The sequence below is a fragment of the Microbacterium sp. AC215 genome (assembly GCF_979258645.1).
The window spans coordinates 547,930-562,283 of record NZ_OZ409869.1; the positions used below are offsets into that span (position 1 = coordinate 547,930).

Below are 14,354 nucleotides of genomic sequence, written 5' to 3' on the forward strand. Positions count from 1 at the left end.
TCCTCAGCGGGTGTCTGTCGTCCTCGTTAGGCTGACAGGGTGACGGACTCCGCAAAGCCTACCCTCATGGTCGTCGACGGCCATTCGCTCGCCTATCGTGCCTTCTTCGCCCTCCCGGTCGAGAACTTCACGACGAAGGACAATCAGCACACGAACGCCATCTACGGCTTCCTGTCGATGCTGGTGAACCTCATCAAGGCCGAGCAGCCGACGCACATGGCGATCGCGTTCGACACCTCCCGTCATTCGTTCCGCACCGATCAGTACCCCGAATACAAGGCGACGCGGTCGGAGTCCCCGCAGGAGTTCCGGGGTCAGATCCCGCTGCTGCAGGACTGCCTCGCGGCGATGTCGATCCCGGTGCTCACCAAAGAGGGCTTCGAGGCCGACGACATCCTCGCGACGCTCTCGACGCAGGGCGCGGAGCAGGGATACGACGTCCTGGTGGTCTCCGGAGACCGCGACACGATCCAGCTTGTCACCGACGACGTCACGCTGCTGTACCCGTCCGTGCAGGGCGTCTCGCAGCTCAAGCGCTACGACCCGGTGACCGTGCAGGAACGCTACGGAGTGCGGCCCGAGCAGTATCCCGACATCGCGGCTCTCGTGGGAGAGACGAGCGACAATCTCCCCGGCGTGCCCAAGGTGGGGGAGAAGACCGCCGTCAAGTGGCTGACGCAGTTCGGTTCGCTCGACGACCTGCTCGAGCGAGCCGATGAGATCAAGGGGGTCGTGGGCGGCAACCTGCGCGATCACATCGAGGACGTGCGCCGTAACCGTCGGCTCAACCGACTGCTGCGCGACGTCGAGCTTCCCGTCGCTCCCGACGACCTCGCGGTCGCCCCGATCGACGCTCAGGCCGTGCGCGACATCTTCGCCCGCCTCGAGTTCCGCACCCTGCTGCCCCGTGTCTTCGAAGCAGTCGGCGCCGGCGAGGTCGCCGACGATCCGGCCGCGACGGTGGTGCTGCCCGAACCGACTCAGGTCACCGCAGCCGAGTTCGTCAGCTGGGCCGACGCGCAGACGGACGACGTCGCACTGCGTATCGTCGTGCAGGGCGGGGCACCGACGCGTCTCGGCGCTGCGACCGCGAGCGAGCTCCGCGAACTCGACTGGAACGATGACGACATCGAGGTGCTGAGACCGTGGCTCGAGTCGACGCGCCCCAAGGTGCTGCATGATGCGAAGCCCCAGGTGAAGACGCTGCTGCGCCTCGGCATCCGGCTCCAGGGACTCGCTTACGACACCAGTCTCGCCGGCTGGCTGCTGCGACCGAGCTTCCCCGACAAGACCCTGTCCGACCTCGTCGAACGCTATCTCGGAGAGAAGCTCCCCGAGGCGGATCCCTCGCAGCTCGTGCCGGAGACCGAGGGCGCCACCCCATCGCAGGAGGCCTGGTTCGCGCTCCGCGTCGCCACGGCTCTGCGTGACGACATCCCCGAGTCGGTCGCCGCTGTGCTCACCGACATCGAGCTTCCGACCCTGCTCACCCTGGCCGACATGGAGGTCGCGGGAGTCGCGGTGTCGCACGACGTCCTCTCGACGTTCTCGGGCGAGCTGGCGACGCGCGCCGACCGCCTCGCACAGGAGGCGTTCGGGATCGTCGGTCGCGAATTCAATCTCGGATCTCCGAAGCAGCTCCAGGAGGTGCTGTTCGACGACCTGCAGCTGCCCAAGACCCGCAAGACGAAGACCGGTTACTCCACGGATGCTGCGGTGCTCGCCGATCTCCAGGAGTCGCATCCGCATCCTTTCCTCGGTCTGCTGCTGCAGCACCGTGAGGCCACGAAGCTCCGTCAGATCATCGAGTCGCTCGACACCGCGATCGGAACCGATCACCGTGTGCACACGACGTATGTGCAGACCGGAAGCCAGACCGGGCGCCTGTCGAGCACAGACCCGAACCTGCAGAACATCCCGGTGCGCACCGAGGAGTCGCGTCGCATCCGTAGCGCGTTCCAGGTGGGAGAGGGGTACGAGTCGCTGCTCACCGCCGACTACTCGCAGATCGAGATGCGCATCATGGCCCATCTGTCCGGCGACGAAGGCCTCATCGAGGCGTTCAACAGCGGTGAGGACCTCCACCGCTTCGTCGGCGCGCGAGTGTTCGGGGTCGAACCGAGCGAGGTGACGTCCGCGATGCGCACGAAGGTGAAGGCGATGTCCTACGGCCTCGTCTACGGTCTCTCCGCGTTCGGCCTGTCGAAGCAGCTCCGCATCGAGCAGTCCGAGGCGAAGCAGCTGATGGTCGAGTACTTCGCGCGGTTCGGAGCGGTACGCGACTACCTCCGGGCATCTGTCATGAAGGCCAAAGAGGTCGGCTACACCGAGACCATCTTCGGGCGGCGGCGACCCTTCCCCGACCTCGCGAGCCCCAACCGCGTGCTGCGCGAGAACGCAGAGCGCGCAGCGCTCAACGCACCGATCCAGGGCAGCGCGGCCGACATCATGAAGATCGCGCTGCTGCACATCCACGAAGACCTCAGGTCGGAGGGACTGTCCTCGCGTGCGCTGCTGCAGATCCACGACGAACTCGTCGTCGAGGTCGCACCGGGGGAGTGGGACGCGGCCGAGCGGATCGTTCGGACTCGCATGGGCGATGCGGCGGATCTCACCGTGCCGCTCGACGTGCAGGTCGGGCGCGGGCAGGACTGGAACGAGGCGGCGCACTGATTCCGACCGCGCGTCCGTGACGACGGATGCGACCGCGAGGGCCGACAGCCCCGGCGACGGGTACCAATATCCTGTGCCGGGGCGCAGGGCTACGCTGGAGGGATGACCTCTTCCTCTCGCACACCGTCTGCCATCGACAGAGTCGCCGATGAGTGGGTCGACACCATCGCGGTGCTCGCTCCGACGCTCGGCACTTACATCGGCCGGGACGACGTCAACGACCGTTTCGGCGACCTGAGCCCCGAGGGGCACGAGGAGATCGTGCGAGCGACTCGTTCGACCCTTGCCGCGCTCGAAGCGCTCGAACCCGTGGACGCGATCGATGAGGTCACCAAGACCGATCTGGCCGCCGAGCTGAGTCTCGACCTCGAACTGCACGATGCCGACTGGCACCTGCGCGACCTGAACGTCATCGCGTCGGCGGCGCAGGACGTACGGTCGGCCTTCGACCTGATGCCCACCGCGACGGCGGACGACTGGAGCGTCATCGCCACCCGCCTCGCCGCGGTCCCTGATGCGCTCCGGGGCTACACCGAGACCCTCCGTGCAGGCATCGCCGCCGGAGTGACCCCCGCACGCCGTCAGGTCGTGGAAGTCGCGACGCAGATCGATCGCTATACCGCCGATGACGGATTCTTCGCTGCATTCGTCGCCGAGGCAGCGCCTCAGGAAGGCAATCTCCCCGCATCGCTCGCCCGTACTCTGGCCGACAACTCGGCCGCCGCTCGGGTCGCCTACGACGAGCTCCGCAGCTTCCTCGCTGACGAGCTGGCATCGGCAGCGACTGAGACGGACGCCGTCGGCCGAGAACTCTACGCGCTCAACTCGCGACGTTTCCTCGGAGCGACGATCGACCTCGACGAGACCTATGAACGGGGCCGCGAAGAACTCGCCCGCATGGTCGCGGAGCAGACCGCGATCGCGAACGAGATCCTGCCCGGAGCCACCGTCGAAGAAGCTGTCGCCCATCTCGAGGCCGACCCGTCCCGCAAGCTCGTGGGCACCGATGCTCTACAGCGCTGGATGCAGGAGACGAGCGACCGTGCCGTCGCAGAGCTCGGCGCGACGCACTTCGACATCCCGGAGGCGATCCGGACCCTCGAGTGCATGATCGCTCCGACGCAGGAGGGCGGCATCTACTACACCGGCCCCACCGACGACTTCTCACGCCCCGGCCGGATGTGGTGGTCGGTGCCCGAAGGCGTCACCGAGTTCGACACCTGGCGGGAACTGACGACCGTCTACCACGAGGGCGTCCCGGGACACCACCTGCAGATCGCCCAGGCGGTCTACAACCGCGCGGAGCTCAACTCCTGGCGCCGTCTGCTCGCAGGGACGTCGGGACACGCCGAGGGATGGGCGCTGTACGCCGAACGTCTGATGCAGCAGCTCGGCTACCTCGACGACCCGGCGGACAGGCTCGGCATGCTCGACGGTCAGCGGATGCGCGCAGCCCGCGTCGTGCTCGACATCGGCGTACACCTCGGCAAACCTCGTCTCGACGGTCAGGGCACGTGGGATGCCGACTACGCCCTGGACTTCATGCGCAAGAACGTGAACATGTCCGATCAGTTCGTGCAGTTCGAGGTCAACCGGTATCTGGGCTGGCCGGGGCAGGCTCCGTCGTACAAGGTCGGGCAGCGCATCTGGGAGCAGGTGCGCGACGCGTATCAGGCGGAGCGTGGCGCGGACTTCGATGTGAAGGAGTTCCATAAGCGCGCGCTCGACATGGGCGGGGTCGGACTCGACACGCTCCGCACGGCACTTCTGAATCGCTGAGGGAATGCCGCGCCGGTGTGCGCTGTTCATTCAGCTGAATAGAAAGGGCTGACATGAGCATCGAGTTCGGACTGGACACCTTCGGAGACATCACGAGAGGCGACGACGGCGAGCTCCTGACCGGCGCGCAGACGATCCGCAACATCGTCGAGCAGGCGGAGCGAGCCGACAGCGTCGGTGTCGACTTCTTCGGTGTGGGGGAGCACCACCGCGAGGAGTTCGCGGTGTCGTCCCCGGAGATGGTGCTCGCCACCATCGCAGGGCGCACAGAGAACATCCGCCTCGGCACCGCCGTCACCGTGCTCTCCTCCGACGACCCGGTGCGCGTCTTCGAACGGTTCTCGACACTCGACGCGCTATCCAACGGACGCGCCGAGGTCGTGCTCGGGCGCGGATCGTTCATCGAGTCCTTCCCGCTCTTCGGATACGACCTGCGCGACTACGACGCGCTCTTCGAGCAGAAGCTCGATCTCTTCGTCGAGCTCCTCAAGGAGGAGCCGGTGACCTGGTCCGGCTCGATGCGCGCATCGCTCGAGAACGCGAATGTCTTCCCGAAGACGGAGAACGGTCTGCGCACCTGGGTGGGTGTCGGCGGCAGCCCCGAATCCGTCGTGCGGGTCGCCCGCCACGGACTGGGCCTGATGCTCGCGATCATCGGAGGTCCTGCGGGGCGATTCCGTCAGTTCGTCGACCTCTACCACCGCTCGATCGCATCCTTCGGCACGACGTCGCATCCGATCGCGGTGCACTCGCCTGGTCACATCGCCGATACCGACGAGGAGGCGTGGGAGGCCGCGTACTCCGGTTTCGAGGCGATGAACAACACCATCGGTCGCGAGCGCGGGTGGCCTCCCTACAGCCGGGCGCGGTTCCAGAACGACGTCGGTCCCGCGGGTGCCCTCTACGTCGGTTCTCCCGACCGGGTCGCGGCCAAGATCGCCGACACCGTCACGACGCTCGGACTCGGGCGATTCGACATGAAGTACGCCACCGGCACGCTGTCGCACGACTCGATGATGCGCAGCATCGAGCTCTACGGGTCCGAGGTCATCCCTCGGGTGCGCAAGCTGCTGGCCGCCCAGGACTGACGCGGGACTCGGCAGCGCGGCGCTCCCCTCTACGATGAGGGGATGGCCAACACCGCGCTGCCGAGCCGGGCGTCCATCGCCGGGCGTCTCGATGAGCTTCCGTTCACGCGCCGCCACCTTCGTCTGCTCACAGGATCAGGCGTGGGGTGGGCTCTGGATGCGATGGACGTGGGACTCATCTCGTTCATCCTCGCCGCACTCACCCAGCAGTGGGGCCTGACGAAGGCGGATGCCGGGTGGATCGCCTCCGTCGGCTTCATCGGAATGGCGATCGGCGCAACGCTGGGCGGACTTCTCGCCGACCGGCTCGGACGGCGCCAGGTCTTCGCTCTGACGTTGCTCATCTACGGCATCGCCACCGGAGCGAGTGCGCTCGTGAGCGGCCTCGCCGCGCTTCTCGTGCTGCGCTTCCTGGTGGGGCTGGGGCTCGGCGCCGAGCTTCCCGTGGCGTCGACGTACGTGAGCGAGTTCGCGCCGGCGCGCATCAGAGGCCGACTGATCGTCATACTCGAGGCGTTCTGGGCGGTGGGATGGACGGCGGCCGCACTGATCGGCTTCTTCGTGATCCCCGCGTCCGACGCCGGCTGGCGCTGGGCGTTCGCCCTCGGCGCGATCCCCGCGGTCTACGCACTGATCGTGCGCTGGGGACTGCCGGAATCACCTCGGTGGCTCGCGTCGCGCGGGCGCATCGCCGAGGCCGATCGCATCGTCTCGGCGTTCGAGGCCGACGCCGGTGTCGAGCCGGGGCCTGCGATCAGACGCGAGCCGATGTCGCGGGCGATCGCCGTGACGACGCGAGCTCGTCTGACGACACTGTGGAACGGCGAGTTCCGCGTGCGCACCCTGTGTCTATGGGTCGTCTGGCTGTGCGTCAATTTCGCGTACTACGGCGCCTTCATCTGGATCCCCAGCATCCTGGTCGATGCAGGCTTCGATCTCGTCCGCTCGTTCGGTTTCACTCTCATCATCACGCTCGCGCAGCTTCCGGGTTACGCCGTCGCCGCGTGGCTCATCGAGGTGTGGGGTCGACGCACGACGCTGTCGGTCTTCCTGATCGGCTCGGCGGTCTCGGCCGTCTTCTTCGGCACGTCGACGACCGAAGCCGCGATCATCGCCTCGGGCATGGCTCTCTCGTTCTTCAACCTGGGCGCATGGGGTGCGCTGTACGCGGTCACCCCGGAGATCTACCCGACCTCGCTTCGCGGCACCGGCGCGGGATGGGCCGCCGGAGTGGGGCGTATCGCGTCCATCATCGCTCCGCTCGCGGTGCCGGTCGTTCTCGTCGCCGGGGGCGCGCCGGTGCTGTTCGCGGTGTTCGGCGCGTGCTTCGTGGTCGCGGCCGCGGCGGCGTGGGGCCTGGTCGATCGCGGCGGGATGGCGCTCGACGACCGCTGATGCGCCTGGTGTCGGCGAGCGGGAATAGGCTGTCGAGGTGACAGACGTTCGCTATGTGGCCATCGGAGATTCCTTCACCGAGGGAGTGGGTGATGTGCTGCCCGACGGCCGCGAGCGAGGCTGGGCCGATCTCGTGGCTCAGGGGTGGGCCGATGCCGCCGGCCATTCGATCAGCTATGCCAACCTCGCCATCCGCGGCAAGCTGGCTTGGCCGATCGTCGAGCAGCAGCTGGAGCCGGCGCTCGCGCTGCGCCCGACCCACCTGTCGTTCAACGGCGGAGGCAACGACATGCTGCGGCCGCGGACCGACCTCGAGCACATCGCTGACGCGTTCAGCCGGGTCCTGCGCCGCTGCGACGAAGAAGGCGTCACCCTGATCCTCCTCTCCGGAGCGAATCCGAGCGGCCAGCTCCCGATGGGATCGCTCGTGCAGCGGCGAGGCGACCAGCTCTCGGATGCCGTGCTTCGACGCGTCGAAGGGCGCGACGATGTCGTGCGCGCATTGAACTGGCCCGACCGCGAGTTGGCAGATGCGAAGTACTGGTCCGAGGACCGCCTGCACATGAACGCCGCCGGTCACCACCGAGTCGCCGCACGGGTGCTGCAGGGGCTGGGCTACGAGCCTCCGTCGACCTGGTGGTCACCGACAGCCCTCACCGCGGGCGGCCCCGCGGGGCTCGCCTACTATCGAGAGTTCGTCGGCCCATGGGTCAGGCGACGCGTCACGCGCACCTCGTCCGGTGACGGACGTGCCGCGAAGTACCCCGACTGGGTCGAGAGGGTGCCGCAGGCGTGACCGATATCGAGATGCGACCGATCCGGGGCGGGTCGGTCACACTGCATGATGCGCGCCGAAAGGTGGAACGCACCGTCAGTCTCGAGGATTTCGAGATCGGCGTCTTCCCGATCACCGAGGAGCAGCTGGCGGAGATCCTTCCGATCTCCTCACGCCATCCCCGTCGACCGGCCGCGGACCTGAGCTGGTTGCGCGCGATCCACTTCTGCAACGCCGCATCGGAGTGGGAGGGATTCGACCCGGTCTACCGATTCGACGGCGAGGACGTCACCTGGGACGTGACCGGAGAGGGCTATCGTCTCCCGACTGAAGCCGAATGGGAGTACGCGTGCCGGGCAGGGTCGACGGGGCCGCACTATGCACCTCTCGCCGAGGCCGCGTGGACGAGTGCCGACGGTGTGTCGGCTCCCCAGGAGGTCGGCGGCAAGCTGCCCAACCTCAACGGGCTGTTCGACATGCTCGGCAACGTGTGGGAGTGGTGCTGGGATCTGCTGGATCCCGCGCGATACGACGACTATCGCGTGTTCCGCGGGGGCGGCTTCGCAGACGATTCGTGGAGCGTCCGCGCCTCGGTGCGTCGCGGGGGAGGACCCCGCATGCACCATGAGGACGTCGGGCTTCGAGTCGCGCGCGGCGCGTATGAGACTCCGGGAGAAGCTCAGGGGTGGTCGACGCGCGCCGACCAGGAGAGAGCAGCGTTCGACGGCCCGGTGCCGTTCGGCTGGACGCCGTTGCGGCGCCCAGGGCGCTGAATCGCTCGAGGCCGTCTCATCGCGACATGGGCCTGATCATGTACCGGCTCGGTCCCTCCGGCTCGGAGAAGCCGAACTTCGCGTAGAGGCCGTCCGCATCGCTGGTGGCGAGCATGATGCGCTTCACGGTCGAGGTCTCCTGCAGATCATCGACGATGCCCTGCACGAGCATCCTTCCGATTCCGATTCCGATTCCGAGTCCTCGTTCGAGAAGGTGAAGCTCGGGGGCATGAGCACCATCCTAGGATTCCTCAGCGTCGCCGCTCAGGATCCAGCCCCATCCGGATGCGGGTGCGCTTGCGTTCGATCACGATGAAGGTGACACCGAGGATCCACAGCGGGATGGGCATGAGGAACGCCACTCGGAACGCCTCCAGCGAGTAGGTCTCCGGCGTCCCCGCGCCCTGCAGGTCGAGTGCGAGACCGATGAGGAAGATCGCGATGAGAGCGGCGATGAAGCCACCGGCATTCGTCACTCCTGTGGCCGTGCTGAGACGATGCGAGGGGTTGTGCGTGCGCGCGTGGTCGAAGGCGATCATGCTCGCCGGGCCTCCCGTCGCGAGCGCCACGGCGAGGACGTAGAGCAGCCAGAGCGGAGCCGGTTCGGGCAGGGCGAGGACGGCGACCCATGCGACGACCTGCACCCCGACGGCCGGAAGGACGAGTGCGAGCGAACGCTGATTCGGCAGCCGACGCGAGAGGTCTCCGATGATGGGGCCCAGTGCCATTCCGGCGATCACATACACCGAGATGATGCCCGCAGCATGCGCCGTGTCGAGCCCCTGCGCTGCGGTCAGGAAGGGCATTCCCCAGAGGAGGATGAACGCCGTGCCCGCGAAAGGTGTCGTGAAGTGCGACCAGAACGCGAGGCGGGTGCCGGGGTGCGCCCACGCGGCGCGGATGCCGACACCGGTGTCGATCGCCGACGTGACGACGCGGATGACACCCGTGTCGGTGTTGACCGTCACGTCGGCCCCACGCTCCGCCGGGTGATTGCGGATGACGAGCGCGACGAGAATGGTGAACAGCACGCCGAGCCCCGCGATGCTGCCGAAGGTGATCGTCCACGTCGTCGCGTGCAGGAGTGCGGCGAGGGGCACGAGTGCGATCAACTGTCCCGCCTGCCCGATGATGCCGGTGAACTGGACCATGATCGGCCCGCGCTGCGCAGGGAACCACGTCGCCACGAGCCGCAGCACGGCCGGGAAGATCGCCGCGTCGCCGGCGCCGAGCAGGATGCGCGCGAAGATCGCGATGCCGATGCCGGGGGAGAGGGCCATGGTGAGCTGACCTGCAGCCATGAGCAGCATGCCGATCGTCATGATCGGGCGCGAGCCGAAACGGTCGAGCAGGATGCCGATCGGAATCTGCATTCCGCCGTAGACGGCGAGTTGGACCACGGCGAACAGCGCGAGGGTCGACGCGTCGGCCTGGAATCGATCCGCGGCCTCCACCCCGACGGCGCCGAGGGAGGTGCGGTTCGTGATCGCCAGGACGTAGGCCGCGACGCCGACACCCCAGATGAGCCAGGCTCTCCATCCCGGGGCGGTCACGGGGGAGCGGGGAACCTGATGCACTCCTCCCACGGTACTCCTGGTCGCGACCTCCCCTGTCGCGCAGCCCGCCCTCTCGGTTGTCTGGCGCATGTCGGATGCTGTCGCTAGCGTGGCCGCATGACACCCGCACCCGTGCACCACGCCATCAACTACGTCGAACTCGTCGTCAATGATCTTGAGACGGCGAAGCGCTTCTACCGCGACGCCTTCGGATGGGTTTTCGTCGACTACGGTCCCGCCTATGCAGGGATCGCCTCGCCCACAGGCGACGGATCCGAGGTCGGCGGGCTGCTCCTCTCCGATCAGGGGCGCCCGCCCGGTGGCCCTCTCGTGCTGTTGTACTCCGACGATCTGGATGCCACCCAGGTGGCGATCACCGAGGCCGGCGGTGCGGTCGTGCAAGGTCCGTACGAGTTCCCCGGCGGCCGCCGCCTGCACTTCCTCGACCCCAGCGGCAACGAGCTCGGCGTCTGGTCTTCACGCTGAGGGCAGAATGAACCTGTGACCGAACAGCCTGATCTCGACACACTCATACGCCCCGAGCGCGCCTCTGTCCGCATCCGGCGGACGAACCTGCACGGTTCCGACGCGGTTGCGGTGACCCATCTCGTGCGGACGTACCTCCTCCAGACCGAGGACGAGAAGCGGGAGCACGGGGTCGCAGTGCCATCCCCGCCCGGCACGCTGCCGCCGCATTACAGGCAGGAGGCTGATGACCCCGCTCTGGCGTACGCCGGGTGCGTTGTGCTCATCGCAGAGCTGGACGATCAGCCCGTGGGAGTGGTCGTCATCCGGCCGGTCGCCGGAGAAGCAGAAGTCAAGAGGTTCTGGACGGATCCGAGCGTGCGGGGACGAGGCGTCGGCGGTGCTCTGCTCGATGCCGCCCTGGAGGTCGCGGGTTCCCCTGTCCGGCTGTCCGTCTGGCATTGGCGTGATGCGGCGATCCGTCTGTATGAATCCCGGGACTTCCTACGTGTCGAATCCTGGGAGGATCGCGAGGCCCTCGTGTGCATGGTGCGACACCGCGACACTTTGCCCTTGCGCTAACCGTCCAGGTGCAGAATACTTTGCTCTATGGCTAACCATGACGACGTGAACGGAGTGTTCCTCGCGCTCGCAGACCCGACGCGGCGGGAGGTGATCCGGATTCTCGGATCGGGTCCGGCGAGCGTGGGGGAGTTGGCGAAGTCGTTCGCGATCACGCTGCCCTCTTTCATGAAGCACGTGCGCATACTGGAGGGGAATGGTCTCATCCGCACGACCAAACGCGGACGCGTGCGCACCTGCAGCCTCGACCGCGATCGACTCGCCACCGTGGGGGACTGGCTCGACGATCAGCGCCGAATCTGGGATTCCCGTACCGATCGACTCGAAGCGGTCGCTGCAGGACTGGAGGGGCCCCGATGATCGACACGCTGGTGGCTGGGACCCCCGAGGCCCCGTGACGAACACATCCGGCCGAGCGGGCGCAAGACCCCTTCCTGGTCGCCTGCGGACGGCGCGCCTGATCCTTCGGCCGCAGACCGCCACGGACGCGACCGTCTTGCACACGCTCTGGACCGAGCGGGATGAGCGCGTGCCGGCGCACCGGAAGCTGGACGCAGCCGGACACCCGACGGCGTCCGACATCGCCGCGCACATCACCGATCCGGCCTCGGAGCGATCGAGCCTGCTCACAGTGGAGGACGCGGTGTCAGGGGAGGTTTACGGATACTGCGGGCTCGTCTTCGACGCGAACGGCAACGATCAGGAGCCCGAGGTAGCGTTCGAGCTCCTCCAGGCCGTGCACAATCGCGGATTTGCCACGGAGGCCGCGACGGCGGTCCTGCGGTGGGCTGCCGAAGCGGGCTATCGCCGTGCGTGGGCGGGAGTCTGGGAGTGGAACGTGAGTTCGCGTCGCGTGCTCGACAAGCTGGGGTTCGTGGATTCGGGCCGATCGGGCCGCGTCAGCGAGCACGGTCGCACCCTCATCACGGTCCGCGACCTCGGGACCGAGCACACCCCGATCGAACGCACCGAGCTCGTCGAGCATCAGGATCTTTCCACATCGCAGTTGTCAGCGCTCGGCAAACTCTTCGACTCCGAGTACCGCGTGACGCACGGCGCCTGGAATCCTGACCGCCCGTACGGGTATTCGCCGGCGCATGTTCATGTGATGCTGTCGATCGGCCGGATCGTGATCGCGCATGTCGGCTTTCAGCGACGCACGATCAGTGCAGGCGGCCACGAGATCGTCGTCGCCGGAACCGGGGGAGTCCTCGTGCATTCCGACTGGCGCGGCAGTGGGGTCGGGCGACGGGTGATGGCGCGTGCCCAGCAGGCGATGCGGAACGACGCGCTGGTCGACTTCGGATACCTCGGATGCCGTGAGGCGGTCGTGCCTTTCTATGAGAGCACCGGCTGGAGGCGGATCCGCGCGCAAGAACGTCACATATCGATCGCAGACGGTTCCGACGCGACCGAGCCCTTCGGAGCTCCCATGCTCATCTACGACGCATCTGACTCGCGATGGCCGCCGGGGGACGTCGATCTGAGGGGTACGCCCTGGTGACGCTCAGGCCTCCGGGAGAGGCCGCTTCTCCCACTACTGGGGAGGAGCATTATCAGGCTCGCTATTATGCGGGCGGCATCAGACCGGGGGACGGTAAGCGGAGCTGACGAGCGCACACTCGCCATGTGACGTCGCGGGTATCGACGAAAGGAACGATGATGCTTCGCGGACATCACGCAACTCAGCGCGACCTGTTGCGCGGCATCAGAGGGTGAGGCTCAGCTGCTGTATACCCGTCATCGGCTCTGCATACGGAGCGCCCAGGTGGGTGCGCCGGAGCTGTCTCGTGGATAGTTGAGCTGCGGTGTTGACGAAGCTTGAGACTGGTCCGGCGAGTCGGTGACGGGCCCCTGATGTCGAGGGCGACGAGTACAGTCTGACCCGTGAGCGATTCCTCCGGCAAACGTCGCGTACGCGGTGTGATTGAGAGCGTCAACGGGCGCGCAAATGGTCGCGGTGTCCCCGAACTCAGTCAGGCCGTTCTTCGACTTGAAGACGGGTCAACCCTCGAGGTGCGTATGCCACAACCGCTGGGAGCGGAGCGTAATTTTCGAGCGCTTCCCGTCGCCTTCGACTTCATCGACTTCGGTGTGTGTCCGATCTGCCTAGAGCCAAAACCCCGCAGCCGGGAGCATGTCCCACCCCACTCCGTCGGCGGAAGCGTCATCACGATGACGTGCGAGACGTGTAACAACGAGTTCGGAAGCAAGTACGAGCCGCACCTGCGTAATTGGTACGAGAACGCGATAGGAAAGGTGCGACTCTCGGGTAAAAACCTACCCGGACTCCGAAACGCGGGAGAGTACCTCCTGCGCGAGAACACATCCGGCGGGTTCGTTCTCTTCCAACACGGAAGGCACGACCCGGCGGTCAACCAGATCATTCGAGAACATGAGTTCGAGATGAGCTACGTGCCTATCGACGCAACGCGCTCACATATTGCAGCAGTGAAGACCGCGTACTTAGCCGGATGCGTCGCGCTACGGCAGATCCCGAGAACACCGCACGCTGATGCACTGCGAACTGCACTCCTTTCTGCTCGAGACGTGCCCCGTACCCAAGATCTCACGGTCGACGACACGGTGACATCAATCAAGGTCGCGCGCTCCGCACATCAACCAAACCCGGGTGAAATCGTTCTGATGGCGTTCTCAGACGGATCGGAACCGGCGATGATTATCAGCTTCAATCGCGTCTTCGCCGTGAATTGGCCGCTCGACCCGATTACTGGATTCACTAGGCGTGTGGACTGATGATGGCACGTAACGATCGCCGGGGCGAGAACAAGGGAGCGCCAGTGATGCAGCCCACGGAAATCGTGGAACGCTTCGTGCTGCGTGCGCGGCGGGTTGCCGCGCACTCGCTCTCGCAGTCGAGGGAACGCCTCCAGGCGTTCGCCCACACCATGATCCGCGGCACCATCGATCTAGCGGGCCGCTTTACCGTCGTAGAGGATCTGCCCGATGAGGATCGCAGAGCCTGGCGTGATGAAACACCACGACGCAGCCGCCCGCGAATGACGAGGCGGAGGCATACATGCGTGAACGGATCGGCGTCCTCCAGAACCCGCCTGAGGCACAGTCAGAGACCTATCTGGCCTCGACGATGGTTCGGACTTCGACGCCCACAGGTTCTCCTGAAAACGCAGCTCGCCCCGTAGAGCGTGATCGGGGCTGGTCCCGACAGGTCTGGGGTACCCGCGGGACCACCTGCCGGCTTCGCTGGGGACTCCACCGGCCCAAGGATCGCGATCTTCTGCGATCT

General features: G+C 66.6%; 13 protein-coding genes. 11 read left to right on the forward strand and 2 right to left on the reverse strand.

Annotated features, from left to right (window positions below):
* The first annotated feature begins 39 nt into the window (after window positions 1-39).
* From polA to ACZZZF_RS02875, 6 genes are all read left to right on the forward strand, one after another.
* On the forward strand, window positions 40-2,673 hold the full coding sequence (gene polA / locus ACZZZF_RS02850) for a DNA polymerase I (protein ID WP_463497009.1): 2,634 nt from the start codon (window positions 40-42) through the stop codon (window positions 2,671-2,673).
* A gap of 102 nt (window positions 2,674-2,775) precedes the next feature.
* Complete coding sequence (locus tag ACZZZF_RS02855) at window positions 2,776-4,452, forward strand: DUF885 domain-containing protein (protein ID WP_463497010.1); 1,677 nt, start codon at window positions 2,776-2,778, stop codon at window positions 4,450-4,452.
* A 53-nt stretch (window positions 4,453-4,505) separates the two neighbouring features.
* Window positions 4,506-5,540, forward strand: a complete 1,035-nt coding sequence (locus ACZZZF_RS02860; protein WP_056278758.1) for an LLM class flavin-dependent oxidoreductase — start codon at window positions 4,506-4,508, stop codon at window positions 5,538-5,540.
* Window positions 5,541-5,582: 42 nt separating this feature from the next.
* A complete protein-coding gene (locus ACZZZF_RS02865) occupies window positions 5,583-6,935 on the forward strand; it encodes an MFS transporter (RefSeq protein WP_072591281.1) in 1,353 nt (450 codons plus the stop codon).
* A gap of 37 nt (window positions 6,936-6,972) precedes the next feature.
* The gene (locus ACZZZF_RS02870; RefSeq protein ID WP_056278756.1) at window positions 6,973-7,731 is read left to right on the forward strand and encodes an SGNH/GDSL hydrolase family protein; all 759 of its coding nucleotides are present in this window, start codon (window positions 6,973-6,975) and stop codon (window positions 7,729-7,731) included.
* Window positions 7,728-8,483: a formylglycine-generating enzyme family protein gene (locus ACZZZF_RS02875; protein WP_230100794.1), complete on the forward strand. Its 756-nt coding sequence runs from the start codon at window positions 7,728-7,730 to the stop codon at window positions 8,481-8,483. The genes ACZZZF_RS02870 and ACZZZF_RS02875 overlap by 4 nt, the downstream gene beginning before the upstream one ends.
* Window positions 8,484-8,499: 16 nt before the next feature.
* Here ACZZZF_RS02875 and ACZZZF_RS02880 read toward each other — a convergent pair whose 3' ends face one another.
* Together ACZZZF_RS02880 and ACZZZF_RS02885 are read right to left on the reverse strand one after the other, a co-directional pair.
* The gene (locus ACZZZF_RS02880; RefSeq protein WP_285365548.1) at window positions 8,500-8,649 is read right to left on the reverse strand and encodes a hypothetical protein; all 150 of its coding nucleotides are present in this window, start codon (window positions 8,647-8,649) and stop codon (window positions 8,500-8,502) included.
* Between the two features lie 85 nt (window positions 8,650-8,734).
* Complete coding sequence (locus tag ACZZZF_RS02885; RefSeq protein ID WP_053096080.1) at window positions 8,735-10,060, reverse strand: MFS transporter; 1,326 nt, start codon at window positions 10,058-10,060, stop codon at window positions 8,735-8,737.
* Between the two features lie 96 nt (window positions 10,061-10,156).
* On the opposite strand from ACZZZF_RS02885, the gene ACZZZF_RS02890 reads away from it, so the two are divergent.
* The 5 genes from ACZZZF_RS02890 (at window position 10,157) to ACZZZF_RS02910 (ending at window position 13,843) form a co-directional block, all read left to right on the forward strand.
* The gene (locus ACZZZF_RS02890) at window positions 10,157-10,525 is read left to right on the forward strand and encodes a VOC family protein (protein ID WP_053096079.1); all 369 of its coding nucleotides are present in this window, start codon (window positions 10,157-10,159) and stop codon (window positions 10,523-10,525) included.
* Window positions 10,526-10,540: 15 nt separating this feature from the next.
* Window positions 10,541-11,086, forward strand: coding sequence for a GNAT family N-acetyltransferase (locus ACZZZF_RS02895; RefSeq protein ID WP_463497013.1), 546 nt, complete (start codon window positions 10,541-10,543; stop codon window positions 11,084-11,086).
* 27 nt (window positions 11,087-11,113) lie between these two features.
* Window positions 11,114-11,446, forward strand: a complete 333-nt coding sequence (locus tag ACZZZF_RS02900) for an ArsR/SmtB family transcription factor (protein ID WP_463497015.1) — start codon at window positions 11,114-11,116, stop codon at window positions 11,444-11,446.
* Window positions 11,447-11,480: 34 nt separating this feature from the next.
* A complete protein-coding gene (locus ACZZZF_RS02905) occupies window positions 11,481-12,590 on the forward strand; it encodes a GNAT family N-acetyltransferase (RefSeq protein WP_463497018.1) in 1,110 nt (369 codons plus the stop codon).
* A 383-nt stretch (window positions 12,591-12,973) separates the two neighbouring features.
* Window positions 12,974-13,843: an HNH endonuclease gene (locus ACZZZF_RS02910; protein ID WP_157538185.1), complete on the forward strand. Its 870-nt coding sequence runs from the start codon at window positions 12,974-12,976 to the stop codon at window positions 13,841-13,843.
* Window positions 13,844-14,354: the final 511 nt, after the last annotated feature.